At 56.7% G+C, this 18,046-nt stretch carries 16 protein-coding genes and 2 pseudogenes; 5 read left to right on the top strand and 13 right to left on the bottom strand.

Annotated elements, in window-relative coordinates; genetic code table 11:
- Positions 1-434 precede the first annotated feature (434 nt).
- From NE852_RS02165 to NE852_RS02155, 3 genes and pseudogenes are all read left to right on the top strand, one after another.
- A pseudogene (locus tag NE852_RS02165) lies at positions 435-1,058 on the top strand (acyl-homoserine-lactone synthase).
- Between the two features lie 353 nt (positions 1,059-1,411).
- Positions 1,412-1,819: pseudogene (locus tag NE852_RS02160) on the top strand (alcohol dehydrogenase catalytic domain-containing protein); the annotation flags it as partial.
- A 12-nt stretch (positions 1,820-1,831) separates the two neighbouring features.
- Positions 1,832-2,503: a medium chain dehydrogenase/reductase family protein gene (locus tag NE852_RS02155; RefSeq protein WP_237350518.1), complete on the top strand. Its 672-nt coding sequence runs from the start codon at positions 1,832-1,834 to the stop codon at positions 2,501-2,503.
- Between the two features lie 6 nt (positions 2,504-2,509).
- Here NE852_RS02155 and NE852_RS02150 read toward each other — a convergent pair whose 3' ends face one another.
- From NE852_RS02150 to NE852_RS02120, 7 genes are all read right to left on the bottom strand, one after another.
- On the bottom strand, positions 2,510-3,451 hold the full coding sequence (locus NE852_RS02150; RefSeq protein WP_128623645.1) for a ribose-phosphate pyrophosphokinase: 942 nt from the start codon (positions 3,449-3,451) through the stop codon (positions 2,510-2,512).
- Positions 3,452-3,453: 2 nt separating this feature from the next.
- On the bottom strand, positions 3,454-4,569 hold the full coding sequence (locus tag NE852_RS02145; RefSeq protein ID WP_004672715.1) for a nucleotidyltransferase family protein: 1,116 nt from the start codon (positions 4,567-4,569) through the stop codon (positions 3,454-3,456).
- A 29-nt stretch (positions 4,570-4,598) separates the two neighbouring features.
- Positions 4,599-4,928, bottom strand: a complete 330-nt coding sequence (locus NE852_RS02140; RefSeq protein ID WP_004672714.1) for a hypothetical protein — start codon at positions 4,926-4,928, stop codon at positions 4,599-4,601.
- Between the two features lie 5 nt (positions 4,929-4,933).
- Positions 4,934-5,428, bottom strand: coding sequence for a hypothetical protein (locus NE852_RS02135; protein WP_004672713.1), 495 nt, complete (start codon positions 5,426-5,428; stop codon positions 4,934-4,936).
- An 80-nt stretch (positions 5,429-5,508) separates the two neighbouring features.
- Positions 5,509-6,777, bottom strand: a complete 1,269-nt coding sequence (locus NE852_RS02130; protein WP_004672712.1) for a radical SAM/SPASM domain-containing protein — start codon at positions 6,775-6,777, stop codon at positions 5,509-5,511.
- 31 nt (positions 6,778-6,808) lie between these two features.
- Positions 6,809-7,363, bottom strand: a complete 555-nt coding sequence (locus NE852_RS02125) for an adenine phosphoribosyltransferase (RefSeq protein ID WP_004672710.1) — start codon at positions 7,361-7,363, stop codon at positions 6,809-6,811.
- A gap of 286 nt (positions 7,364-7,649) precedes the next feature.
- On the bottom strand, positions 7,650-8,105 hold the full coding sequence (locus tag NE852_RS02120; RefSeq protein ID WP_258155626.1) for a phasin: 456 nt from the start codon (positions 8,103-8,105) through the stop codon (positions 7,650-7,652).
- 900 nt (positions 8,106-9,005) lie between these two features.
- Here NE852_RS02120 and NE852_RS02115 point away from each other — a divergent pair.
- On the top strand, positions 9,006-9,779 hold the full coding sequence (locus NE852_RS02115; RefSeq protein WP_004677031.1) for an aquaporin: 774 nt from the start codon (positions 9,006-9,008) through the stop codon (positions 9,777-9,779).
- Positions 9,780-10,652: 873 nt separating this feature from the next.
- A complete protein-coding gene (nolL, locus tag NE852_RS02110; protein ID WP_308821659.1) occupies positions 10,653-11,765 on the top strand; it encodes a nodulation factor fucose acetyltransferase NolL in 1,113 nt (370 codons plus the stop codon).
- Positions 11,766-12,242: 477 nt separating this feature from the next.
- Here the strand turns inward: nolL and NE852_RS02105 are convergent, their stop codons facing one another.
- From NE852_RS02105 to NE852_RS02080, 6 genes are all read right to left on the bottom strand, one after another.
- Entirely contained in the window at positions 12,243-12,707 is a 465-nt protein-coding gene (locus NE852_RS02105; protein ID WP_008533972.1) for an Imm26 family immunity protein, read from the bottom strand.
- A 78-nt stretch (positions 12,708-12,785) separates the two neighbouring features.
- Positions 12,786-14,315 (bottom strand): IS66 family transposase, encoded by a 1,530-nt coding sequence (locus NE852_RS02100; protein WP_008533971.1) that lies wholly within the window; start codon positions 14,313-14,315, stop codon positions 12,786-12,788.
- Positions 14,316-14,458: 143 nt separating this feature from the next.
- Positions 14,459-15,340: an IS21-like element ISRel3 family helper ATPase IstB gene (gene istB / locus NE852_RS02095; protein WP_008536647.1), complete on the bottom strand. Its 882-nt coding sequence runs from the start codon at positions 15,338-15,340 to the stop codon at positions 14,459-14,461.
- A complete protein-coding gene (istA, locus tag NE852_RS02090) occupies positions 15,337-16,596 on the bottom strand; it encodes an IS21 family transposase (protein ID WP_037175809.1) in 1,260 nt (419 codons plus the stop codon). Before istA ends, istB begins: the two co-directional genes overlap by 4 nt.
- Positions 16,597-16,700: 104 nt before the next feature.
- Positions 16,701-17,075 (bottom strand): IS66 family insertion sequence element accessory protein TnpB, encoded by a 375-nt coding sequence (gene tnpB, locus NE852_RS02085; protein WP_258155625.1) that lies wholly within the window; start codon positions 17,073-17,075, stop codon positions 16,701-16,703.
- Positions 17,072-17,458, bottom strand: coding sequence for a transposase (locus NE852_RS02080; protein ID WP_037174792.1), 387 nt, complete (start codon positions 17,456-17,458; stop codon positions 17,072-17,074). Before NE852_RS02080 ends, tnpB begins: the two co-directional genes overlap by 4 nt.
- Positions 17,459-18,046: the final 588 nt, after the last annotated feature.

Raw genomic sequence — 18,046 nt, 5'->3', positions numbered from 1 at the left:
CTCAAAATCCATTTCCTGCAAGTGGCGGAACTTTTCGCGAAACCGCTAAAGTTCCGCCACTAGCTATTAGAGCCGATTCTGCATTTTGAGCAAGGGGTTTTAGGTTAACGAAAGGCTAACGTGGATAAACCCGGAACGTAGAGTAAATGGATTTTTCCGTTTATATCCTGCAGCTTAGCAAGACCGCGGTACCGATTGGTCATGGTGTGTTTTATTGTGAATCCTACAAATGTGCCCCGGCGATTTAGACGAAAAGCAGAAGACCTCGGCAAAGTCGGTGATCCCCTTGCCGCGACTCACTCGCACAAAACCGTAAGCATTCGACAACGGACGCCCGATTCCAATTCGTGCAGAGTTCCCGGCGCCTAACGGCGGCGGAGAAATTCATGCAGGTATTCGCGATCTCGACACCAAAAATTTACTACGAAGCGTAGCTGCTTCAGGACGATCATAGGCTACGTGCGAGGATCTTTTCCACTCGCACTTGGGATGTAGAAGTAGTCGACGAGTGCGAGGCAGATGGGGTTGACGCTCTCGCCCCGACTGCCATCCTGGATGTCACCGCGGCTGGACCACTTGCAGGATGTGCACGCGATTTGTCTGCGATGGGACCGACCATGCTGGTAGACGTATTTCCGTCTCTGCTCCCGAAGGGCCGCCTGAACGCCAATCCCCTGATGGTCTAGAGTTCTCGCTTTTGCGTCGACACCTCGAAGAGTGGAGGGGAGGGGAGGGGAGATGGTTCCGTTCACGAGGCAACGCTGACCTTGTTCGCCGGCATCGTAGAATGGTGCCTGGGAGGTGGTCTCAGCGAAGTCGTTGCGGTAACGGATATCAGGTTCGAGCGAACTCTTGCTAGCGTCGAATGGCCTCTCCCGCGCTTGGGGCAGCCAGAGAAGATCGTTGCCACCACCGCCATCGCAGGCACGCGTCCAGCAAACGCTGAGACCTTTCTGATGTTGCGGCCGCCCAACTACCGATCTAGTTGCCGTCATCCTTCTCGGTGCGACTCGGATTGTTGGTCTGTTCGATTCGAACCGGTGCGCCACGAAGGATGAAGCTTTGGACGATGTGGCGATAGGCTCTTAGGAGGGTTCGCGCGGGCAGATGAGGGAAGGCGACATGGCATCTTCGCAGAGATGAGGATGCATCGAAGAACGGGCTGGTAAACCGCGGCTCGTGTTTGAGGCTGGTGGCATTGACGCGGCCCAAGCGCTCCACTCTACCTTCAATAGTTTCGTCGCTCCTTGCGCAAGGGAACACTTCTGCCGCTTGAAACGTCCTTTGCCGTTTGCGCCGACGATATCTCCGAGAAGCTTGTCAAGACCCAGGACATAAGCAAGCCCGCCAGCAAGGCACGTGATTTCATCAGCTTTCTGACTGCCGCCTGTGGTTGTTGGCTAGATTCTGGATGCAAGTAAGTGTACATATTAGGATAGTCGGTGTGTCGGGGAGCGAGAGGTCTCGTATGGAGGTTCGTGGACTCGTAATTACTTGCCCCCGCAAGGTTGAAGAATGGACATTGTCGGTTCCACTCGCCGTATCGTCCGAAGTCGGTGTGCGGATAGAGTTGTGTGGACTCTGCACACCGGAGCAACGCGTTTATCGGGGCGCCAAGCCGACTTACCCCTATTGGGGCGGGCACGAGTTGTCAGGCACGATCGTGTCTCTGCCGGACGATGTACCGGATGGCCTGCGCGTAGGAGACCGCGTTGCGGTGCTTTTAATGCGCAGATGCGGCCAATGTCGTGCCTGCCGCCTCGGACTGGACAACCACTGTGCATATTTAAATCCTAAAGCGAGAGGAGGGGTGCCGCAGGGGCCGGGGGGATTGGCCAATTTTGTGGGCGTACCCGCCTATCAGGTTTTTTCCGTACCTTCCTTTTTGGCTCCCGAGCGTGCCGCGTTAGTTGAACCTGTCGCCTGCGTGGCACGCGGCATAAATAGGGCGCGTGCAAAGGCTGGAGACACTGTGGCCGTCATCGGCGGAGGCACGATGGGCCTTCTCCATTCGATACTTCTGACAACCAAAGGATGCGACGTTTACCTTTTCGATGACGACGTGGCAACGCATGGGCCTGTGATGTCGACCGGCGCCCATGCAACGGGGTCAGTTCATTCTCTGTCTGATCCGAAACTCGTCGAGAAATTAACGGATGGCTGGGGCTTCGACTGCATCTTTTGCACGCGCTTCGGTGTCAGAGGCATTCAGGGGGCCATAGCTGCGGCGTCACGCGGTGCCAGGATTGTACTCTACCAATCGATTCCGACGTCCGATTTGTTATCGGTAGGCGCTAACTTTCTGCATTACCGGGAAATTGAACTGATCGGCACCATAGCCCAAAGCGCGGACGACGTGAGAAATGCCATCCGAACCATCGTTGAACACGCCGCACGCTTCGACGTGCTGCAGGTCAATCTTTGGCCCTCGTCAAACGCCCAAGAGGCATTCGAGCAGGCGCTCGATCCACGTGTTAATCGCGTGATGCTAGATTTCAGGTAATGCTTCTCAGCGTGCCTGCAGCGCGCCTGCAATTTCGTTGCCGATCGAGACTACTTCGACACTGTCGGGGAAATTGTCGGTACGTCCGACGCTGTCGGTCACAACGATGCGGTCGATCTGAGACCGTCCCCAGTTTTCGTTCAGCGACGGCGTGAATATGGCATGGGCTGCGGCAAGGGTTATCTTGCGAGCGCCTGCCGCTTTGAGATGTGCGGCGGCTGAAAAAGCCGTCTGACCACTGTTGATTTCGTCGTCAATCAGGATGATCGTCCGGCCAGCAACGTCCCCCAGAATCTCGACGCTCTCCCGAAAGTCATCATCGTCTCTGCGGTGCTTGCGCATGACAGCGAATGGGCAGCCGAGCAGGGCCGCCAAGTGCTCAGCTCGCTTCGCTCCGCCGAAGTCCGGTGAAACGACCATGTCGCCATCGACGGCCGCAGAACCGAGATGGCGAACTAGGGCGGGAGCGAACTGAAGATTGACGACAGGACAGGCAAATGCGGCGCACAGCTGAGGAACATGGAGTTCGAAAGTTATCAGCCGATCTATACCGAGCGTTTCGATAATCCCCGCAAGGATTCGCACCGGTACAGGTCCGCCGTCGAAGGCAGGGCGATCCGAACGCGAATATGGGAGGTAGGGAAGAACAGCGGTAATCGTGCGGGGACCCCGCGCCCGCACGGCACCAAGCGCTAGGAACAACTCGAAAAGACGATCATGAACGCTGTCAGGAAATGTTTGCACGACCACCACATTTCCGCCAAGCGCGCCGTCGCGCGGAGTGACAGCCATCTGGCCATTGCTGAACACCTGCGTGTTTAGGATCGTTATTCCTGACCGCGTGAGGGCCCGATGGACTGTTGACGCAAACTTTGCAGAGGTTTCGGTTGCTGCGATACGAAGGTCGTTCGCCGCAGGATCTGTACGATATGGTGACTCGGGCGCCATATTTACGCCAGCTCAAGATCGTTAACAGTGGGAATAGACAGCAGTTTGGGCAACACGTCGCCCCAATCATGTTGAAGTGGTACCTCGGTTTGATCAGGTCGAATGAGCTCTAGGAACTCGGACGGTATGTCTATCCCACAGATGCGCTTCATCTGCGTCAGGACGAAATATAACGCCGGCCTCATCTCGTATTTGTAACCTATCGCAGCGACCTCCGCCCAGCTAATATTCGCCATTTCTTTGTGTAGAACCGCATGAAGATCGCCGAACATCAATAGTCGAAGCGAATTATAAAGGAAGGCCTCGTGATAAAGCCTGGCCGAAAGGAACCAGACGGCGCCAGTCGCGGATTGGACCTGCAATATGCGGCCTAGACCGTTTGCAAGACGCACGCCTGACCATATGTCTTCGACATCGATGCCGACGGAGAGATTTACATGCATATCAATGAAGATGGGCATGTGCAGCTTCTTCGCGGAATCGATGTATCCCTTTACGTGGCGGTAGCGCAGCTGGCGTGGCACCGCGGGACCAGGGAACGGAGATTCAACGGATTCTATCCTTACAAACACCGGCAAGGAATAGCTTTCGCGGAAGGTTTCGTCATCGAGTTCCTTTCGTTCCGGATGCCAGTTGCCATTTGAAGGGTCGAAAATACCGTGCCGGTAGCCGAGATCGAACATGAGCCGCTGCACGCGCTGCGCGTCAGCGGGCTTGACCATGATGTCGAGATCGGTCATCGGCCGTAGGAGTGGATCGGGATAGTGGAGAAGCGCGAGATCTGGTCCCTTCACCAGGAACCAGGCGATGCCGGCCCGATCCAGCGCATCCATGATTTCTGGCAGATTGCGAAATTCGAGTGCGGACCTGACCTTTGACATGACAGTCCAGCACTGAACGTAATGCGCCGCCTCAGTAGGCAATAGTGTCAACAAATCGAGGCGGCGCAAGTGATTCTCAAGCAGCGGCACCGTCCGATTATGCTCGGCGCGCCATACCACATAGGGCCAGTTGACAGGCTCCTTGCAGAGACGGACCAAACGCTCTTCATCCTCGGGTCGTAGGTAGGCCCGGCAGGTGATCAGCAAAATAGAGTCTTCTGGTGACAACCGAAGCATCGCGGAGACTCCTGATACGGCTGCGTGATTTATTTCGAACTTTCCGGGCTGCCGAATTCGGCTAGTGTCTGCCTCAGGTCGGCGAACTGTTGTTCGAAGGAAGCGAAACTCTGGTCGACGTTTTGTCCAAGCAACTGTTCAAGGCTGAGCGTTTCTTCAGCGCGTTCCTCTTGTCCAGACATAAGCTTGTAAACCGAACTTACCGGCAGCAATCGCGACAAGAGTTCACCACCGCGGCCCGTCTGGGCGCTGTCCCGAATTTGCCGGATGCAACTTTCGGCAAGCAATCCGTCAATCACGATTACCAGCTTGCCATCCTCTTCGTCAACGGCGTAGCCAAACAGTCGGGAACTAGCCATTGCCGCTACCTCTGAACCTTCTTGAGGTCTTCCACTTCACTGCGTATCTGCAGCAATTGTGCCTGAGCCGAGAGAAGTTTGGCGAATGCGGCGGTAACCGCCTTTGCCGATTGTGTGTCGGAACCAGTCATCCTAACCGGTCCTCGCCCAATGCGGCGTCCTACAAGACCTGAATCGGCGGCGCGCGGCCAATTGGCTTTGCCAAATTTCTTCGAGGCGGTTATATCAACGTAGTAGTCTTGTAGTTCGCCGTTAGCAGCGAGTGAGCCGGATTTCGACCGTTGCGATCTGCGTGACACCTTTAGCGATTGCTCTAATTTTACAAGGCCAGCCGTCAATTGCTGAGCTTGGTCATCCAAACCCGCCTGCAGCCGGGCGAGTCCTTCCGCGAGACGAGAAATCACCTGGGCTTGCTGGGCGGCTGCTTTGTTGCCGGATCGTATCGCGTTGTTCGCAAGTGTGTGCGCCACACCCGCCGCACCTCGGAAAGCTCTGCTCATCCTCAATCCTCCACGTTATTTTTGTTGACCTGGTTAAATTACGTCGTCGACACAGCAATTATTACGTCGCGCCTCCTGCGTTAGTGAGTGTGTTGCGCAGCAGCCGCGATTTCCTCCGAGAAGTTATAGACAGGAGCTTCGGCGGCGGGCCGACGCTCTTTCGCTATAACTCCGCGGCGGTAGGTGGAATCTTTCGTCGGGTCCACCAGGGCGTACTCCGGAAAACCTCCGTTATTGTAAAGTTCCTGGCACAGCGGATAGGGCGCGTCCTTTTCACCATAGTGCGACCAGCTACTCATCTTGCAGACGCCGCGACAGACTGGATAAAACACGCAGTTGCCGCAGACGCCCTTAACCTCGCCACTCACCACCTCGCGTAGCTCATGGAAGAACGGGCTGTTGCGCCAGATTTCCATCAAGGGCATTTCGAAGGCATTGCCGGCGATCATTTCCGGATCATCGTAGGAGGCACTGCACATCGAAACTTGTCCGTTCGACAGTATGCCCAGTACGTTGTCGCCCCAACCGCAAGTATGCACGCCGTTCAGATACTTGAGAGGCATCAGAGCCGGCGGCAGAGTCATGTATGCAGCGCCACTCTCAAAATGGGGAGATTTCAAAAGATCGCCTATCAGTAGCTTGCATTCCTCCAAGCTTATCGCATTGTCCTCATGGCTGCGCGCGTTGCCCATCGGATGTATGTTGAGCAGCGTCCGATGCTTCTTGATGCCCCAGCCGAGCACCAAATCTATAATCGAAATCACCTTGTCATAGTTGTTGCGATAGGCAGTCGTCGTTACCACCGTAGAGATGTCAGTTTTTCCAAGCCGCTGCAGGACAATCGCAGTCTTGGCGAACGCACCCGATTTTGCTCTGAAAGCGTCGTGCGCCTCTGGGTCGAAATGGTCGAGGCTGATGAAGACCGTCAAATTGGGGAGCCTACTTAGCTGCTCGATCGTGAACTCGTCAAAGAGGGTTCCATTCGTCTCGAAAACCAGCTCCTTCAGCCCACAGGATGCGAGATATTCCATGACTGCCATGAATTCCTTGTGAACCATCGGTTCACCCCCGGAAACCTTAACCTTGCGCAGCCCATTGGGTAGTGCTTGCTCGATCAGTCCTTGGATCGCCTCCAGGTTGAAATCAATGCCCTTGGCCTTGGGCCCGACGCCTGCGATATAACAGTGGTGGCATCCCAAATTGCACTTGCGGGTTAGAAACAGATAGATCGTTTTAATTTCGTTTTCCGAGACGACTCGTTTCGAAAGTTCACTTGTGACGAGGGCCTGTAGCGTCTGACTGGCTACATGCACGTCCTGCGGTGTCGAAAGCCAATCAGGGGTATTCATGCGCTTGCCTCCTTACGTCTATGTTGCTGCGCTAGCACGTCATCGCACTGATCACTGGTGCGTCGTCCAATTGACGCCTGCCTTTCAAAACTTCGATTTCGAGTATGAATGCGTATCCGGCGATCTCTCCGCCTTGGGACTTGACAAAATTCCCAGTCGCCCGAGCAGTGCCACCCGTCGCTAGAAGGTCATCAGCAATCAGGCATCGCAGGCCGTCACCGATGAGGCCGGCAGTTACCTCCAGGGTTCCGGAGCAGTATTCACAGCTGTATTCAAATGAGAGGACGTCCCCCGGCAGTTTACCGGGTTTCCTTACCATGATGAAACCGCAACCGAGCCTATCAGCCAATGAGGCGCCCAAGATGAAACCACGCGCATCAACCGCCAAAATGGCATCGATTTCTGTTCCCGACACTTGGCTTGCGACGGTAGAAACGACTTCGCCCAATGCACCTCTACCAGCCAGCATAGGCGCTATATCCTTGAACAAGATCCCGCCTATCGGAAAGTTAGGAAATTCTCGTAATGCTTCTACACCGGATTGGTTAATCCGTGACGCCCCGCTATTTGGAACAGCTACAATCATTTTACTATCCCCCACATGTAACCATCTAAGAGCCTCGTAAGGTGCGATGGCCTCGCGCACTTTGTGGCCAGCCACCAGATGAGGCCCTGGCAAGCTTATCAGCGGCGGCCGCCGCCGCGCCTACCACGTTCCTCCGGGCCGGCACGGGTCCGCTCTCTGACCAGATCACGCCGGAATTCGCCAGCGCCGCGAACAGATGAAACATCAGTCGGCCGCATAATGTTGTCTCCTCGAAAGCGGCTCCGATCATGATTCGTCCAGCCCTGATCTTAGTGCCGAGTCAACTTTACGTCGCTTTGGGGTTCGTCAGGACCTTGTCAAAAGCATCCTTGACCGGCTTTGAGATTTCCTCCACCGCCCTGCTTGAGAGCTCCCGGACTTCCTTGGCGTGCTGCAAACTTGTCTCAACCCGCTTGCGGAAAAAGGCCGACTGCTGTTCGAGGATCTGCGACGGCGAATTCGCGCCCAGCAAAGCTTGCAAATGTGAGAAGCCGGCCTCGGCGTCGGCTTGCAGTGCAGCGATCGTCTTCCACCACAATTCGTTGCCGAATAGACTTGTCGTTTCGAGGATCGGAGGCAGCATTTTCTGTGTCGCTTCAGCGCCGGACGCAAATTTCAAAAGAGCCTCTGTCACCTGCTTGTTCCCCTTTTCAACGGATGCGCCGAACTGATCTGGCACCTTGAGCGGCGATGACCCCGGGTTTTCGACCGTTTCAAATGATCTTTCGGAAATCTTGGTCATTGCATTTTCCTTCTCTTTGAGTTGGTTGCAAGCTGTGACATCGGGATTGACCCCTTCCGCCGGCGGACTATGCATGGCCGCTTTGGTAGAACGCGGATCCGATGACGAACGGTCAGGTGGCCTCCGTTCCGTTCGTTTCATGAACCGGCATCATGCAGACTGCTTTCTGCCGCTTGTAACCAGGGATCAGCAAACACCATGCCAACTGCTCCGACGCGCCAAGAAGATGATTTTCGTTTATCGATGGGCGGGTTGAGGGCAGGTTGATGTGTATTTGGCGGAGAGACCGGCGAACAAAACGTTCCAGTCACGACAAATCTGACAAAAGTGGCGAATGCCCGACATTTGCGAAAAATGTCGACGGTTGCGCTGGGGACAAGGGAATTCACGCGGACTTCAAATCGCGCCAAGGATCATGTGCCTGTTCGTGGCTAAGGGGCGTTACTCGACTTCTCGTGAACGTCCCTGGCGGTCTTATCAACCCTTGTCCTGGTTCCTGCTTTGCACCACCTTCCGCTTGGAGCCATGAAGAGGGTCGTTGTTTCGATAATTTGAGGATGGGCTGCTTGGCGATTTGTTCGTAGCCCAGCTCGGGTCCATACGTCTCGGTACGGTTCGCCTGCCTATCCTGTTCACGGCACTTTCGAACATAAGACCGAACGTCATCAGAGCGATCGCTGTGATGCGCAACATATTTCATTTGGTACGACGTTTGCTGGTGATCGGTGACGCTGGTTGACCATAGGCTCTGATGCCGATCTCGTCGGACAAGGACGCAATTGAAGTCAACTACGGAGGTTTTCGGGACCTGACACGATGATTGGTTCGGTGCATGCGGAACGCTTGGCGGCACGAGGATGACACCGAAAAGTACGTGGGGTCTAATCAATGGAGTGAAAAATGAAAAAGTATGTTTGCGAATTCTTCGGGACCTTCACACTTGTCTTCCTCGGCTGCGGCACATTGCTTTATATGCGTCAAGAGGTGGGCCTGTTGGGTGTCGCTTTAGCCTTCGGGACGACCGTGGTTGCAATGGCCTACACGATTGGCCCAGTCTCGGGCGCGCATCTCAATCCGGCGGTCAGCCTGGGTTTCCTCGTGTCGCGCCGATTGAGAGTGTGGGACTTTCTCGCGTATGTCTCCGCCCAATGTGCAGGAGCTATCGCGGCGGCAGGCACGCTCTACCTTATCGCTATGAACAAGGTCGGCGGTTACGATATCACCCTAGAAGGTTTCGCCCAAACCGGCTGGGTAGTCTACGGATGGAGAGCTGCGTTCCTATTCGAGTTTATCGCCACGTTCCTGTTCGTAACTGTATTCCTCAAATGCACGGCTGGACGCGGCGCTGTTGCACGATTGGCGATTGGACTTGCCTTAGTTGCGATCCACCTTGGCGGTATCACCGTTTCGGGTTCTTCTGTGAATCCAGCACGATCGATCGGCCCAGCACTTTTCGCAGGAGGGGCGGCACTCTCTCAACTCTGGCTTTATATATGTGCGCCAATGCTCGGCGCTATTGCGGCCGGCCTTCTTCAGCTCAGGGGGATCGTCGCGTCAAGCGAGCCGCAAAGTCTGCGCCAATTTGAATCGCGCGAAATGACCAGCGACATATCCAGCCCGGTTTCATTCTTTCGCCACCGAAGGAGAGGTATCCCAAAAAGGGAAAGCCACTGATCGAGGAGGGGGTCTCGACCTTGACAGGGGAGCGCATCCCCAGACACTGGCCGTTGCATCCCGCATATCTTGACGCTTACTGCGATCTTCCTACGGATTGGGACCACGGTCGTCTCTGACGTATCGACAAACGTCGCATACGGATCGACAATGGCAGCCCAACGTCCAGCTATCATTGGCGGCGATCCAAAACGGCGGCGATCGCGGCCAAAGCCTCGTGTATCGCGATACTCACCGACCTTCCGCTCAAGGTTGTCAAGGGTCCGCGATACTCATCCATACCGCAGATGCGTGTCATTAGGAGCATGAATTTTACAATGGTGAGGCTGCCATATAGGACACGTTGGGCGGCGGATCTAATGGAGCAAATCTCCAGCGTCTGGGGGGTTGCGCTGGGGTGCCGATCCACACCCAAGCGCCGGTAGGTGATAGACGATACCCACAGCGGCTAGGAGCCATTGAATCGGCAATATGTTCTTTTGATACGGTGTCGCGCAAGTTTGGCATGGAGAATCATATGCAATCGCAACAATAGCCGAGTGCAGAGTCAAGCAGCGCTACTTGCATACGCGCAAATGTCCGTTAGAAGATTTCGACGACGTGGCAGCCCAAGCAGTTGCGCGGCAGCGAGTTTAGGCGGGGCGTACGTTGCGGCGAAAAACAGCCAATGGACACGCCGAAAACGGCTACTGGGCCTAAGTCGCCACGGTCGCCCTGTGAACTTGGAACCCAGGCAAATTGTATGACCGTTGGCCGTCGTTCAGCATGCCGAAGTCGGAGCGCTGATCGGAAGCTGGATTAGCCTGCATGATGAACGAGAGGTTGGAAAATGCCGCTTTCAAAGGCTCCCCTAGGCATCGTGAGATGTTGAGAATGCGAGCAAGAATTGTAGGTGGAAAGACAGTGCCTGAGGCGCCAGAGGCCGACGATCGCGATCTAGCTTTAGACTTCGCCAAAGGAATACTCATTGTCTTGGTGATTTTCGGTCACCTGATACAATATATCTTTTACGAGGGTGATGGCTTCTGGGATTCGGCATGCTTCAAATCGATCTACATGTTTCACATGCCTCTCTTTATGGCGATAAGCGGATATCTCTCTAGATCAGGGCTACTAGGCAAATCGTTCAGGCAAGCCATCGGTGATCGCGCGCTGCAGCTCCTGGTGCCGACGCTGTTCTGGTTCACCCTTTTGGAGGCAGTCAAATTGCTCATGTTTCCCCGGCCGCCGGACGCACCTGGCAACCTGTTGCAATTCATGCACGATTTCGTCGGCACATACTGGTTCATCTGGGCTGCGTTTGCTTCTTTTCTTTTGGTCAAACTTATTTCGATCTTCAACTCCGGGTCGGCACGCTCTTTGCTTGTCTCATCCATACTGGTCGCAGTTGCCCCCGTGACGTTTTCTATATTCCCTCTCATAAAGTACACCTATCCCTTTTTCTGCATGGGATTTTCATTTGCGCAGTCGAGAGATTGGTGGACGAGCATAATGCGGTATCATAAGCCACTCCTGATGATGTCCGCCTCTATCGCGGCTAGCTTGTGCTTCATGGCGTGGCGCGAGGACACCTATGTCTACAACAATCTCGCCTTAATCCAGGATCTGCAGTCGGCAAAAGATATCCTTCTGATGTTTTTTGGCTCGACAGTGGCCTCTGCAGTGATGATCGAGATTCTGCTTCAATCCTGGAAAATTGGACGCTCGAACCGGGTGGTTCGCTTTATCGCCGTGGAAGTGGGGCAGAGCACGCTCGTGTTGTACCTGGTGCAGGCTACGGTATTCCGTCTCATGGATTTGATACATTACGGAGAACAATGGGCTCCCACAATGAGGTCTGGCGCGGCGGGAATTCTCGGGACGATGATCATTGCCGTAGCACTAGCAGTTCGCTGGAGCGTGCGCGACATTCCCTATCTGTCCCAGCTCATGCTTGGAACGCCACCCCGCCTCGTTCGTTTGCCGAGCAATCCTGCGAATAACTAGCGGTGTTCAATTCTCAACCTAAACTTCGTCAGCAAGCAAGCATGCCAAGGCACGCGTTAAGGGGCCCATTTTTAAAGGATCCTTTTGCACGAAGATCAGCTGAGGTCCGACTGATGTGCCAATCACGTATCGAGAATCCGCAAACCCCTCCGCGCCCAATGCTCCGCGACGACGCGGGCGCTTGACCCCCAGGGTATCGACTCCACCCTCTTTGAGGTTGCCAAAGATTCGGTTTGCTTCGCACTTGTTTGGGGTCCGCTTGCCGCCAGGTCCCGTTGTCCCTGCTAAAATCGCGAGCGTTCGCTAAGGTACCAGAAACGCTTTTCCGGCCTGTGCTAAGCAATGACCGGAAACAGCGAGTATCGTAAGCGCTGTCTCGCTCCCACCTTGAAGCTTTCGCCGTTTCGAAGACTGCCGTCGTGAAGGTGCGACGGCGCTTCGCCGCAACATAGGGCGTTCCGACAAGGTCGATCAGCGCTATTTTCGGGGCCGCATTGATGCCCACCACTTGTTCGAGATGCCGTTCAGATGATCACGAAGCCTGTCTTCGACATGCTCAGGGCTCCAAACAGCAGCGCATTCTAGGCGGTCCGCCTCTTCAAAGCTGAGCGGAGACTCGGCATTCTCGATGGCATCATACGCTGAAATTCTGCCCGAAATTCGGTCCTGCTTGAAAAACACCGCGCCGTCCAACGCGGACACCGTGGGTGGATCAACCTTTCCAACGATGGGCCATCGCCCGGACTTCGCAGCGCTGTCCATCACCCATAGCTTGAAGAGAACCGCTCGATCTCGCACGTCTTGAACCGGTTCTTCACTTTCGAAAACACCGTCGAGAAAAGCGAACAGCGGATGTGTTAGGGCAACGGCGTGAAATCGCTTTCCGTTTCCAATGTCGATCCTAACGATATCGCCTCGTTTCTGCTTTCTGCCTCTGACCATCGCGCCCTCGCTGTTCTAGCGGCACGTTTAGCGGGTCCCGAGAAGTCCGCAAAGGGCGATGGAAGCCTTTGGCACATATTACCCAGCCGGATGATTCCACGGTAGGATACTCTCGATCTGACGCTGCTTATGGCCGTTGACAATGGCGGTGAGCGTGTTGGTCAAATATGCAAACGGATCAACGGCGTTGAGCTTGCACGTCTCGATGAGTGAGGCGATGGTTGCCCAGTTCTCCGCTCCGGCATCATGCCCGGCAAAAAGCGCGTTCTTGCGGTTAAGGGCAATCGGCCGAATTGTTCTCTCGACGCTGTTGTTGTCGATCTCGATGCGGCCATCGGCCAGGAAGCGGCAAAGGCCATCCCAGTATTTTGCGATGTAGGCAAGCGCTTCGCCAAGCGGCGACTTACCAGCGACACGATGCTGAGTGAGCCAGGACCGCATGTCGGCTATCAAAGGCGCGGATCGCTCCTGCCTTCCTGCAAGCCGAGCTTCGGCGGGAAGGCCGCGCAGCTCCGCCTCGATCCGATAGAGTTCGCCGATCCGCCTCACGCCTTCCTCGGCAATTGGCGCTGACCCGGTGCGCGTGATCTCGACCAGCTTGCGACGGGCATGGGCCCAACAATAGGCAAGCCGGATGTCCGGGCCGACGCGATCCGGGGCAATCAGCCGGTTATATCCAGCGTAGCCATCCACCTGAAGGATGCCAGTGAACCCTTGCAATATTCGTTCGGCATGTAGCCCGCCGCGACTGGGTGCATAGGTGAAGGCGACACCTGGCGGCGCACCTCCGCCCCAAGGTCGGTCATCGCGGGCCAACGCCCAGAAGTATCCGGTTTTGGTTTTGCGGGAGCCGGGATCGAGAACCGGTGCTCGGGTCTCGTCCATGAACAGCTTCGTCGACCGCTTCAGGTCTGCGATCAGAGCGTCGAAGACCGGACGCAGTTCGAACGCTGCCCGGCCGACCCAATCGGCGAGCGTGGAGCGGTCGAGATCGATGCCCTGTCGGCTCATAATCTGGGCCTGGCGGTAGAGCGGCAGATGATCGGCGTACTTCGACACCAGGACATGCGCGATAGTCGCCTCAGTCGGCAATCCGGCGTGGATCAGTCGAGCAGGTGCCGGAACCTGGGAGACGCCGTCGGAGCAGGAACGGCAGGCATATTTGGGACGGCGGGTGACGATGACATGGTACTGCGCCGGAACGACATCCAGCCGCTCGGACACGTCCTCGCCGATGCAATGCAGGCCGCCGCCACAGGGGCAGATCAGGCTTTCCGGCTCGATAATCTCCTCGACACGAGGAAGGTGGGCGGGAAGAGAGCCGCGATTGGCAGCGCGTGGTTTGGGGTGCGGATTACCCGAAGGGCTATCGGCCTCGTCTTCGGCATGGACGGCCGCAATGGCCGTTTCCAAGTCCTCCAGTGCGAGATCGAACTGCTCGGGATCGGCCTTCTCGGATTTGCGGCCAAAGGCTACCTGCTTGAAAGCGGCGACCAACTTCTCCAGCCGTTCGATCCGATCATCCTTGCGGACTTCACGCGCTTGCGCCGCGATCAGCATCGCCTTCAGGGCAGCAATATCGTCCGGCAAATCGGCGGCGTCCAACATGGTGGAAGGCTATCAAATTGCGGCTCCGCTCTCCGTCAAAATTTGCCGCCCGAGTCATCGTGACGCACCTATTCGATGGCGTTAGGCGCTCTTGTCAATGCCGCGTGAATTTTCCTCAGAAGTGCCGAAGTAAAATTCCCCATTTATGCCGATGTGGACGCCACGGAGATTTGGGGATTTTTTGGCGGACGTCCACGTGGCTTTTGAGGTGGAGCGAACGCCGGCGGTGCGATCAGGGCTTTGGATCGGACATGCTCCGGCATCAGCTCGGCATGCTGCCGCAGCCGATAGCTTGATCCTTCGATCTGCACGACCACGGCATGATGAAGCAATCTGTCGAGCAGCGCCGTTGCGACGACGGGATCTCCGAAGACGTCGCCCCATTCTGCAAAGCCGCGGTTTGACGTCAGGATCATCGCGCCACGTTCATATCGCGCGTTGACGAGCTGGAAGAACAGATTGCCGCCGCCCTGGACGACGGGCAGGTAGCCGATCTCGTCGACGATCAGCAGGCTGGGCCTGCAGAAGAAGCGAATGCGCTCCTGCAATCTGCCTTCCCGCTCGGAGCGGGCAAGTGAGCCGATCAGATCGGCGAGCGTCGTAAAATACACACTCTTTCCGGCCTTCACGGCTTCGACGCCGAGCGCTGTGGCGAGATGGCTTTTGCCTGTTCCCGGCGGACCAAGGAAATGAACGGCCTCGTGACGATCGACGAAGCCGAGCTGCGCCAAGGTGAGTATCCGATCTCGATCAAGCGAAGGCTGGAAGGTGAAGTCGAAGCCGGCGAGCGTCTTGATCGTCGCAAGCCTGCCCATTCGCAGTGCGGTCTTGATCCGGCTGTTCTCGCGTAAGGTGAGTTCCTCGGAGAGAAGGATATCAATGGCTTCCAGCGCGGAAAGCTCACCGTGCTCGAGGCGTCGAACGACGTGGTCGAGAGCTTCGAGTGCACGTGGCATCTTCAGGCCGACGAGATCATGACGGATACGATCGATCATGGACGGAATGGCATCGAGGGCCGCGCTCATGGGCGATTCTCCTGTGCCAGGACTTTGCCGACGGCATCGTAGAAGGCGAGAGATCTCTGAAGCACGGTGTCGCCGGCGGGCTTGACGACAATGGCGTCGTCGCGCGTCCTGGACCGATGTTGCGGCGCGAGTGTTCGTCGATGCTCAGGATGAACTCGGCGCTGTTTGCGGCCCTCCAGGACGGGATGGGCTGCGATCAGCACGCCGTTCTCGAAGATGCGGACCTCGTCAGCGAGAGAATGGACTTCCACCGTTCGGCTTCGCGTAGCATCCGGAACGCTATAGGTGTTGCCGCCGACGCTGACCATTCCCTCCCGCGATACCCGGCGCTCCAGCTTCAGAACGGATTTGAACGGAGCCAGCGGTAACGGTCGCAGGTGCTTCCGCTCCTCGGCGAAGGCTTCATTGACGACACGCAGGGTCGTGGCATGCTTCCTTGGATTGGCGACGGTATCCAGCCAGTGCCGGAGCTGGGCGTTCAGATCATCGAGGTTGCGAAACGAACGGGCGAGGAAGAAGTCTTCGCGGATATAGCGAAAGGGTCTCTCGACCTTGCCCTTCGTCTTGGCCCGATAAGGTTTGCAGGCCTTCGGGTGGAAACCGTAGTGGCGTGCCAGGTCGATCAGGGCACGGTTATAGACGATGCCTTCTGTCTGGCCTTCGCCGATAACGGCCGTCTTCATCCGGTCGTAAAGCACCTCTCTTGGAGCGCCACCAATGGCCTCGAAGGCCGCTATATGACACCGCAGGACGGTCGGCAGGTTCTGATGCATGACGAAGCGTGCCCAGATGAGGCGGCTATGACCCAGCACCATCGAGAACAGCCAGACGATCCTCGGCGTCATCGGTTCGTCGGTGAAGACGACATGGAACTGGGCGAAATCGACCTGGGCCTGCTCACCAGGCGGCGTCTCGAAACGAACTTCAAAGCCCTGACTTGCAACGGGGCGTACATCGCGGAGAAAATCCGTCACAGCCGTGTAGCCGCCGGTATAGCCTCGTTCACGCAGTTCTCGAAACAATCGACTGCCGGTCAGACCGGGATAGGATTTGACCCGCTCCCGCAAGTAAGAAGCGAACGGGTCGATGACCGTCGCCCGAGGCTTTCTTGGACCATAGGCCGGAGCCTCAAGTCCTCGCTCAATGTATTTGCGCACCGTCTTGCGATCGATGCCAGTTTCTCTGGAAATAGCCGACACCGTCAGCCCCTGCTGATGCAGATCCAGGATCATGATCGTCTCCCTCAGCTTGATCACCAATATCCCCCTTCCGACCATCGGAAGGAGTATCGGCGATGACGCGCCGCCGGTCTTCCGGGGCGCGCCCCGGAAGACCGGCGGCCGCAGCACCTGGGGAAGATTCAAACGGCACTAATGAGGAGTATTGCTCCGGTACTGACAGCTCTCGCCTCAATGGAACGGACCCGACGCCAGTCGAGCCCCGCAAACAACGCTTCGAACTGGGCAGGTCCCAGGGTCATCAAGCCGTCCCGGATATCTGGCCAAGTGAACGTGTGCTCCTCCAGCCGCTTGTAAGCCATCACCAGACCGCTGCCATCCCAGTAGATTAGCTTCAACCGGTCCACCTTGCGTGACCGAAATACGAAGACGGTCCCCGTAAATGGGTCCTTGTGCAGCTCGTTTTTGACAAGCGCCGCCAATCCGTCATGCCCCTTGCGGAAGTCGACCGGCTTGGTCGCCACCATGATCCGGACGCGGTTCGATGGAAAGATCATGCCGGAACCGCAAGGGCACGTGCGACAGCGGCGATCCGGGTGGCGGACGCGCCTTCTTCCAAACGTATCGTGACAGCACCGACGATGATCTCGGGACGGCTGGCTTTCTTGATCGGCGGCTCCGAAACGGGTGGATCAACGATCACCGCAGCGAACTCCACCGCATCCTCGGGTGCAGGCAGAACCAGCTTGCCCTGCCGTGCCATCGTTCTCCATGTGGACAGGTGGTTCGGCTTCAAGCCGTGGCGCTCTGCGACCTCATTGACCATCGCGCCTGGCCGAAGACTTTCCGAAACGATCTGCGCCTTGACTTCGTCCGGCCAATGCCGATGCATATCACGTCCAGACTTCTTGGTCGTGAGAAACTCAATTGTAGTCTCCATGGAGAAACTCCTGTTGCTCGTCCATGGATAGGCGATCACAGATCAGGGCTGCCAGAGCAACGTGGGAGCAGAACATCGGTTACCGAGTATCGCCTCAGCGGTCACACCGAGGCAGCACTGCTCCATGACGGCCGCTGCCACAGTCATCCTCTTGCCGGCGCCGACGGTACCGGCCAGCTAGGTCGTGCCGGCAGCATGATCCCCCGGGTGCCGTGTTCTGGTGCGGATAGAGAGTGAACGCGGCCGACGCACGCCGGCAACTTAAGATACACGCCGCCGAGGCGCCCAGGGGCTGGTTGTTGAAACGGTCCTAAAACCTTGCGGCCGGTCGATCCGGTGGGCATCGGACCAGGACCCGGCCCTGAAGGGCCATCTGATCTTCGTGAGCTTCCCCTTTGCCGGCTACGTCTAACAGCCGTTCACTGTGGAAATTCAGAGCGTTGTTGAGCTGTCGCCGGCGTCGCGGGGGCCTATGCCGCATTCCATTTGCCCGCGGCATTCCCCCAAATGACGGCGCTAACTGTCGAGGAAGGGAGCTCCAGCCAGTGATGCATGCGGGTCTCGGAGTCCATCACTGGGAGGCGCTGT

It is taken from the genome of Rhizobium sp. Pop5 (assembly GCF_024721175.1).
Lineage (GTDB): Bacteria > Pseudomonadota > Alphaproteobacteria > Rhizobiales > Rhizobiaceae > Rhizobium.
The sequence above is the reverse complement of the archived record's forward strand: the minus strand, read 5'-3'. Positions and strand labels throughout refer to the sequence as shown.

What these genes read in the sequence shown, in the direction of transcription:
- NE852_RS02150 (WP_128623645.1), bottom strand. Translation starts at nt 3,451, where the DNA reads ATGGCGCCCGAGTCACCATATCGTACAGATCCTGCGGCGAACGACCTT.
- NE852_RS02145 (WP_004672715.1), bottom strand. Translation starts at nt 4,569, where the DNA reads ATGCTTCGGTTGTCACCAGAAGACTCTATTTTGCTGATCACCTGCCGG.
- NE852_RS02140 (WP_004672714.1), bottom strand. Translation starts at nt 4,928, where the DNA reads ATGGCTAGTTCCCGACTGTTTGGCTACGCCGTTGACGAAGAGGATGGC.
- NE852_RS02135 (WP_004672713.1), bottom strand. Translation starts at nt 5,428, where the DNA reads ATGAGCAGAGCTTTCCGAGGTGCGGCGGGTGTGGCGCACACACTTGCG.
- NE852_RS02130 (WP_004672712.1), bottom strand. Translation starts at nt 6,777, where the DNA reads ATGAATACCCCTGATTGGCTTTCGACACCGCAGGACGTGCATGTAGCC.
- NE852_RS02125 (WP_004672710.1), bottom strand. Translation starts at nt 7,363, where the DNA reads ATGATTGTAGCTGTTCCAAATAGCGGGGCGTCACGGATTAACCAATCC.
- NE852_RS02120 (WP_258155626.1), bottom strand. Translation starts at nt 8,105, where the DNA reads ATGACCAAGATTTCCGAAAGATCATTTGAAACGGTCGAAAACCCGGGG.
- NE852_RS02115 (WP_004677031.1), top strand. Translation starts at nt 9,006, where the DNA reads ATGAAAAAGTATGTTTGCGAATTCTTCGGGACCTTCACACTTGTCTTC.
- nolL (WP_308821659.1), top strand. Translation starts at nt 10,653, where the DNA reads ATGCGAGCAAGAATTGTAGGTGGAAAGACAGTGCCTGAGGCGCCAGAG.
- NE852_RS02105 (WP_008533972.1), bottom strand. Translation starts at nt 12,707, where the DNA reads ATGGTCAGAGGCAGAAAGCAGAAACGAGGCGATATCGTTAGGATCGAC.
- NE852_RS02100 (WP_008533971.1), bottom strand. Translation starts at nt 14,315, where the DNA reads ATGTTGGACGCCGCCGATTTGCCGGACGATATTGCTGCCCTGAAGGCG.
- istB (WP_008536647.1), bottom strand. Translation starts at nt 15,340, where the DNA reads ATGAGCGCGGCCCTCGATGCCATTCCGTCCATGATCGATCGTATCCGT.
- tnpB (WP_258155625.1), bottom strand. Translation starts at nt 17,075, where the DNA reads ATGATCTTTCCATCGAACCGCGTCCGGATCATGGTGGCGACCAAGCCG.
- NE852_RS02080 (WP_037174792.1), bottom strand. Translation starts at nt 17,458, where the DNA reads ATGGAGACTACAATTGAGTTTCTCACGACCAAGAAGTCTGGACGTGAT.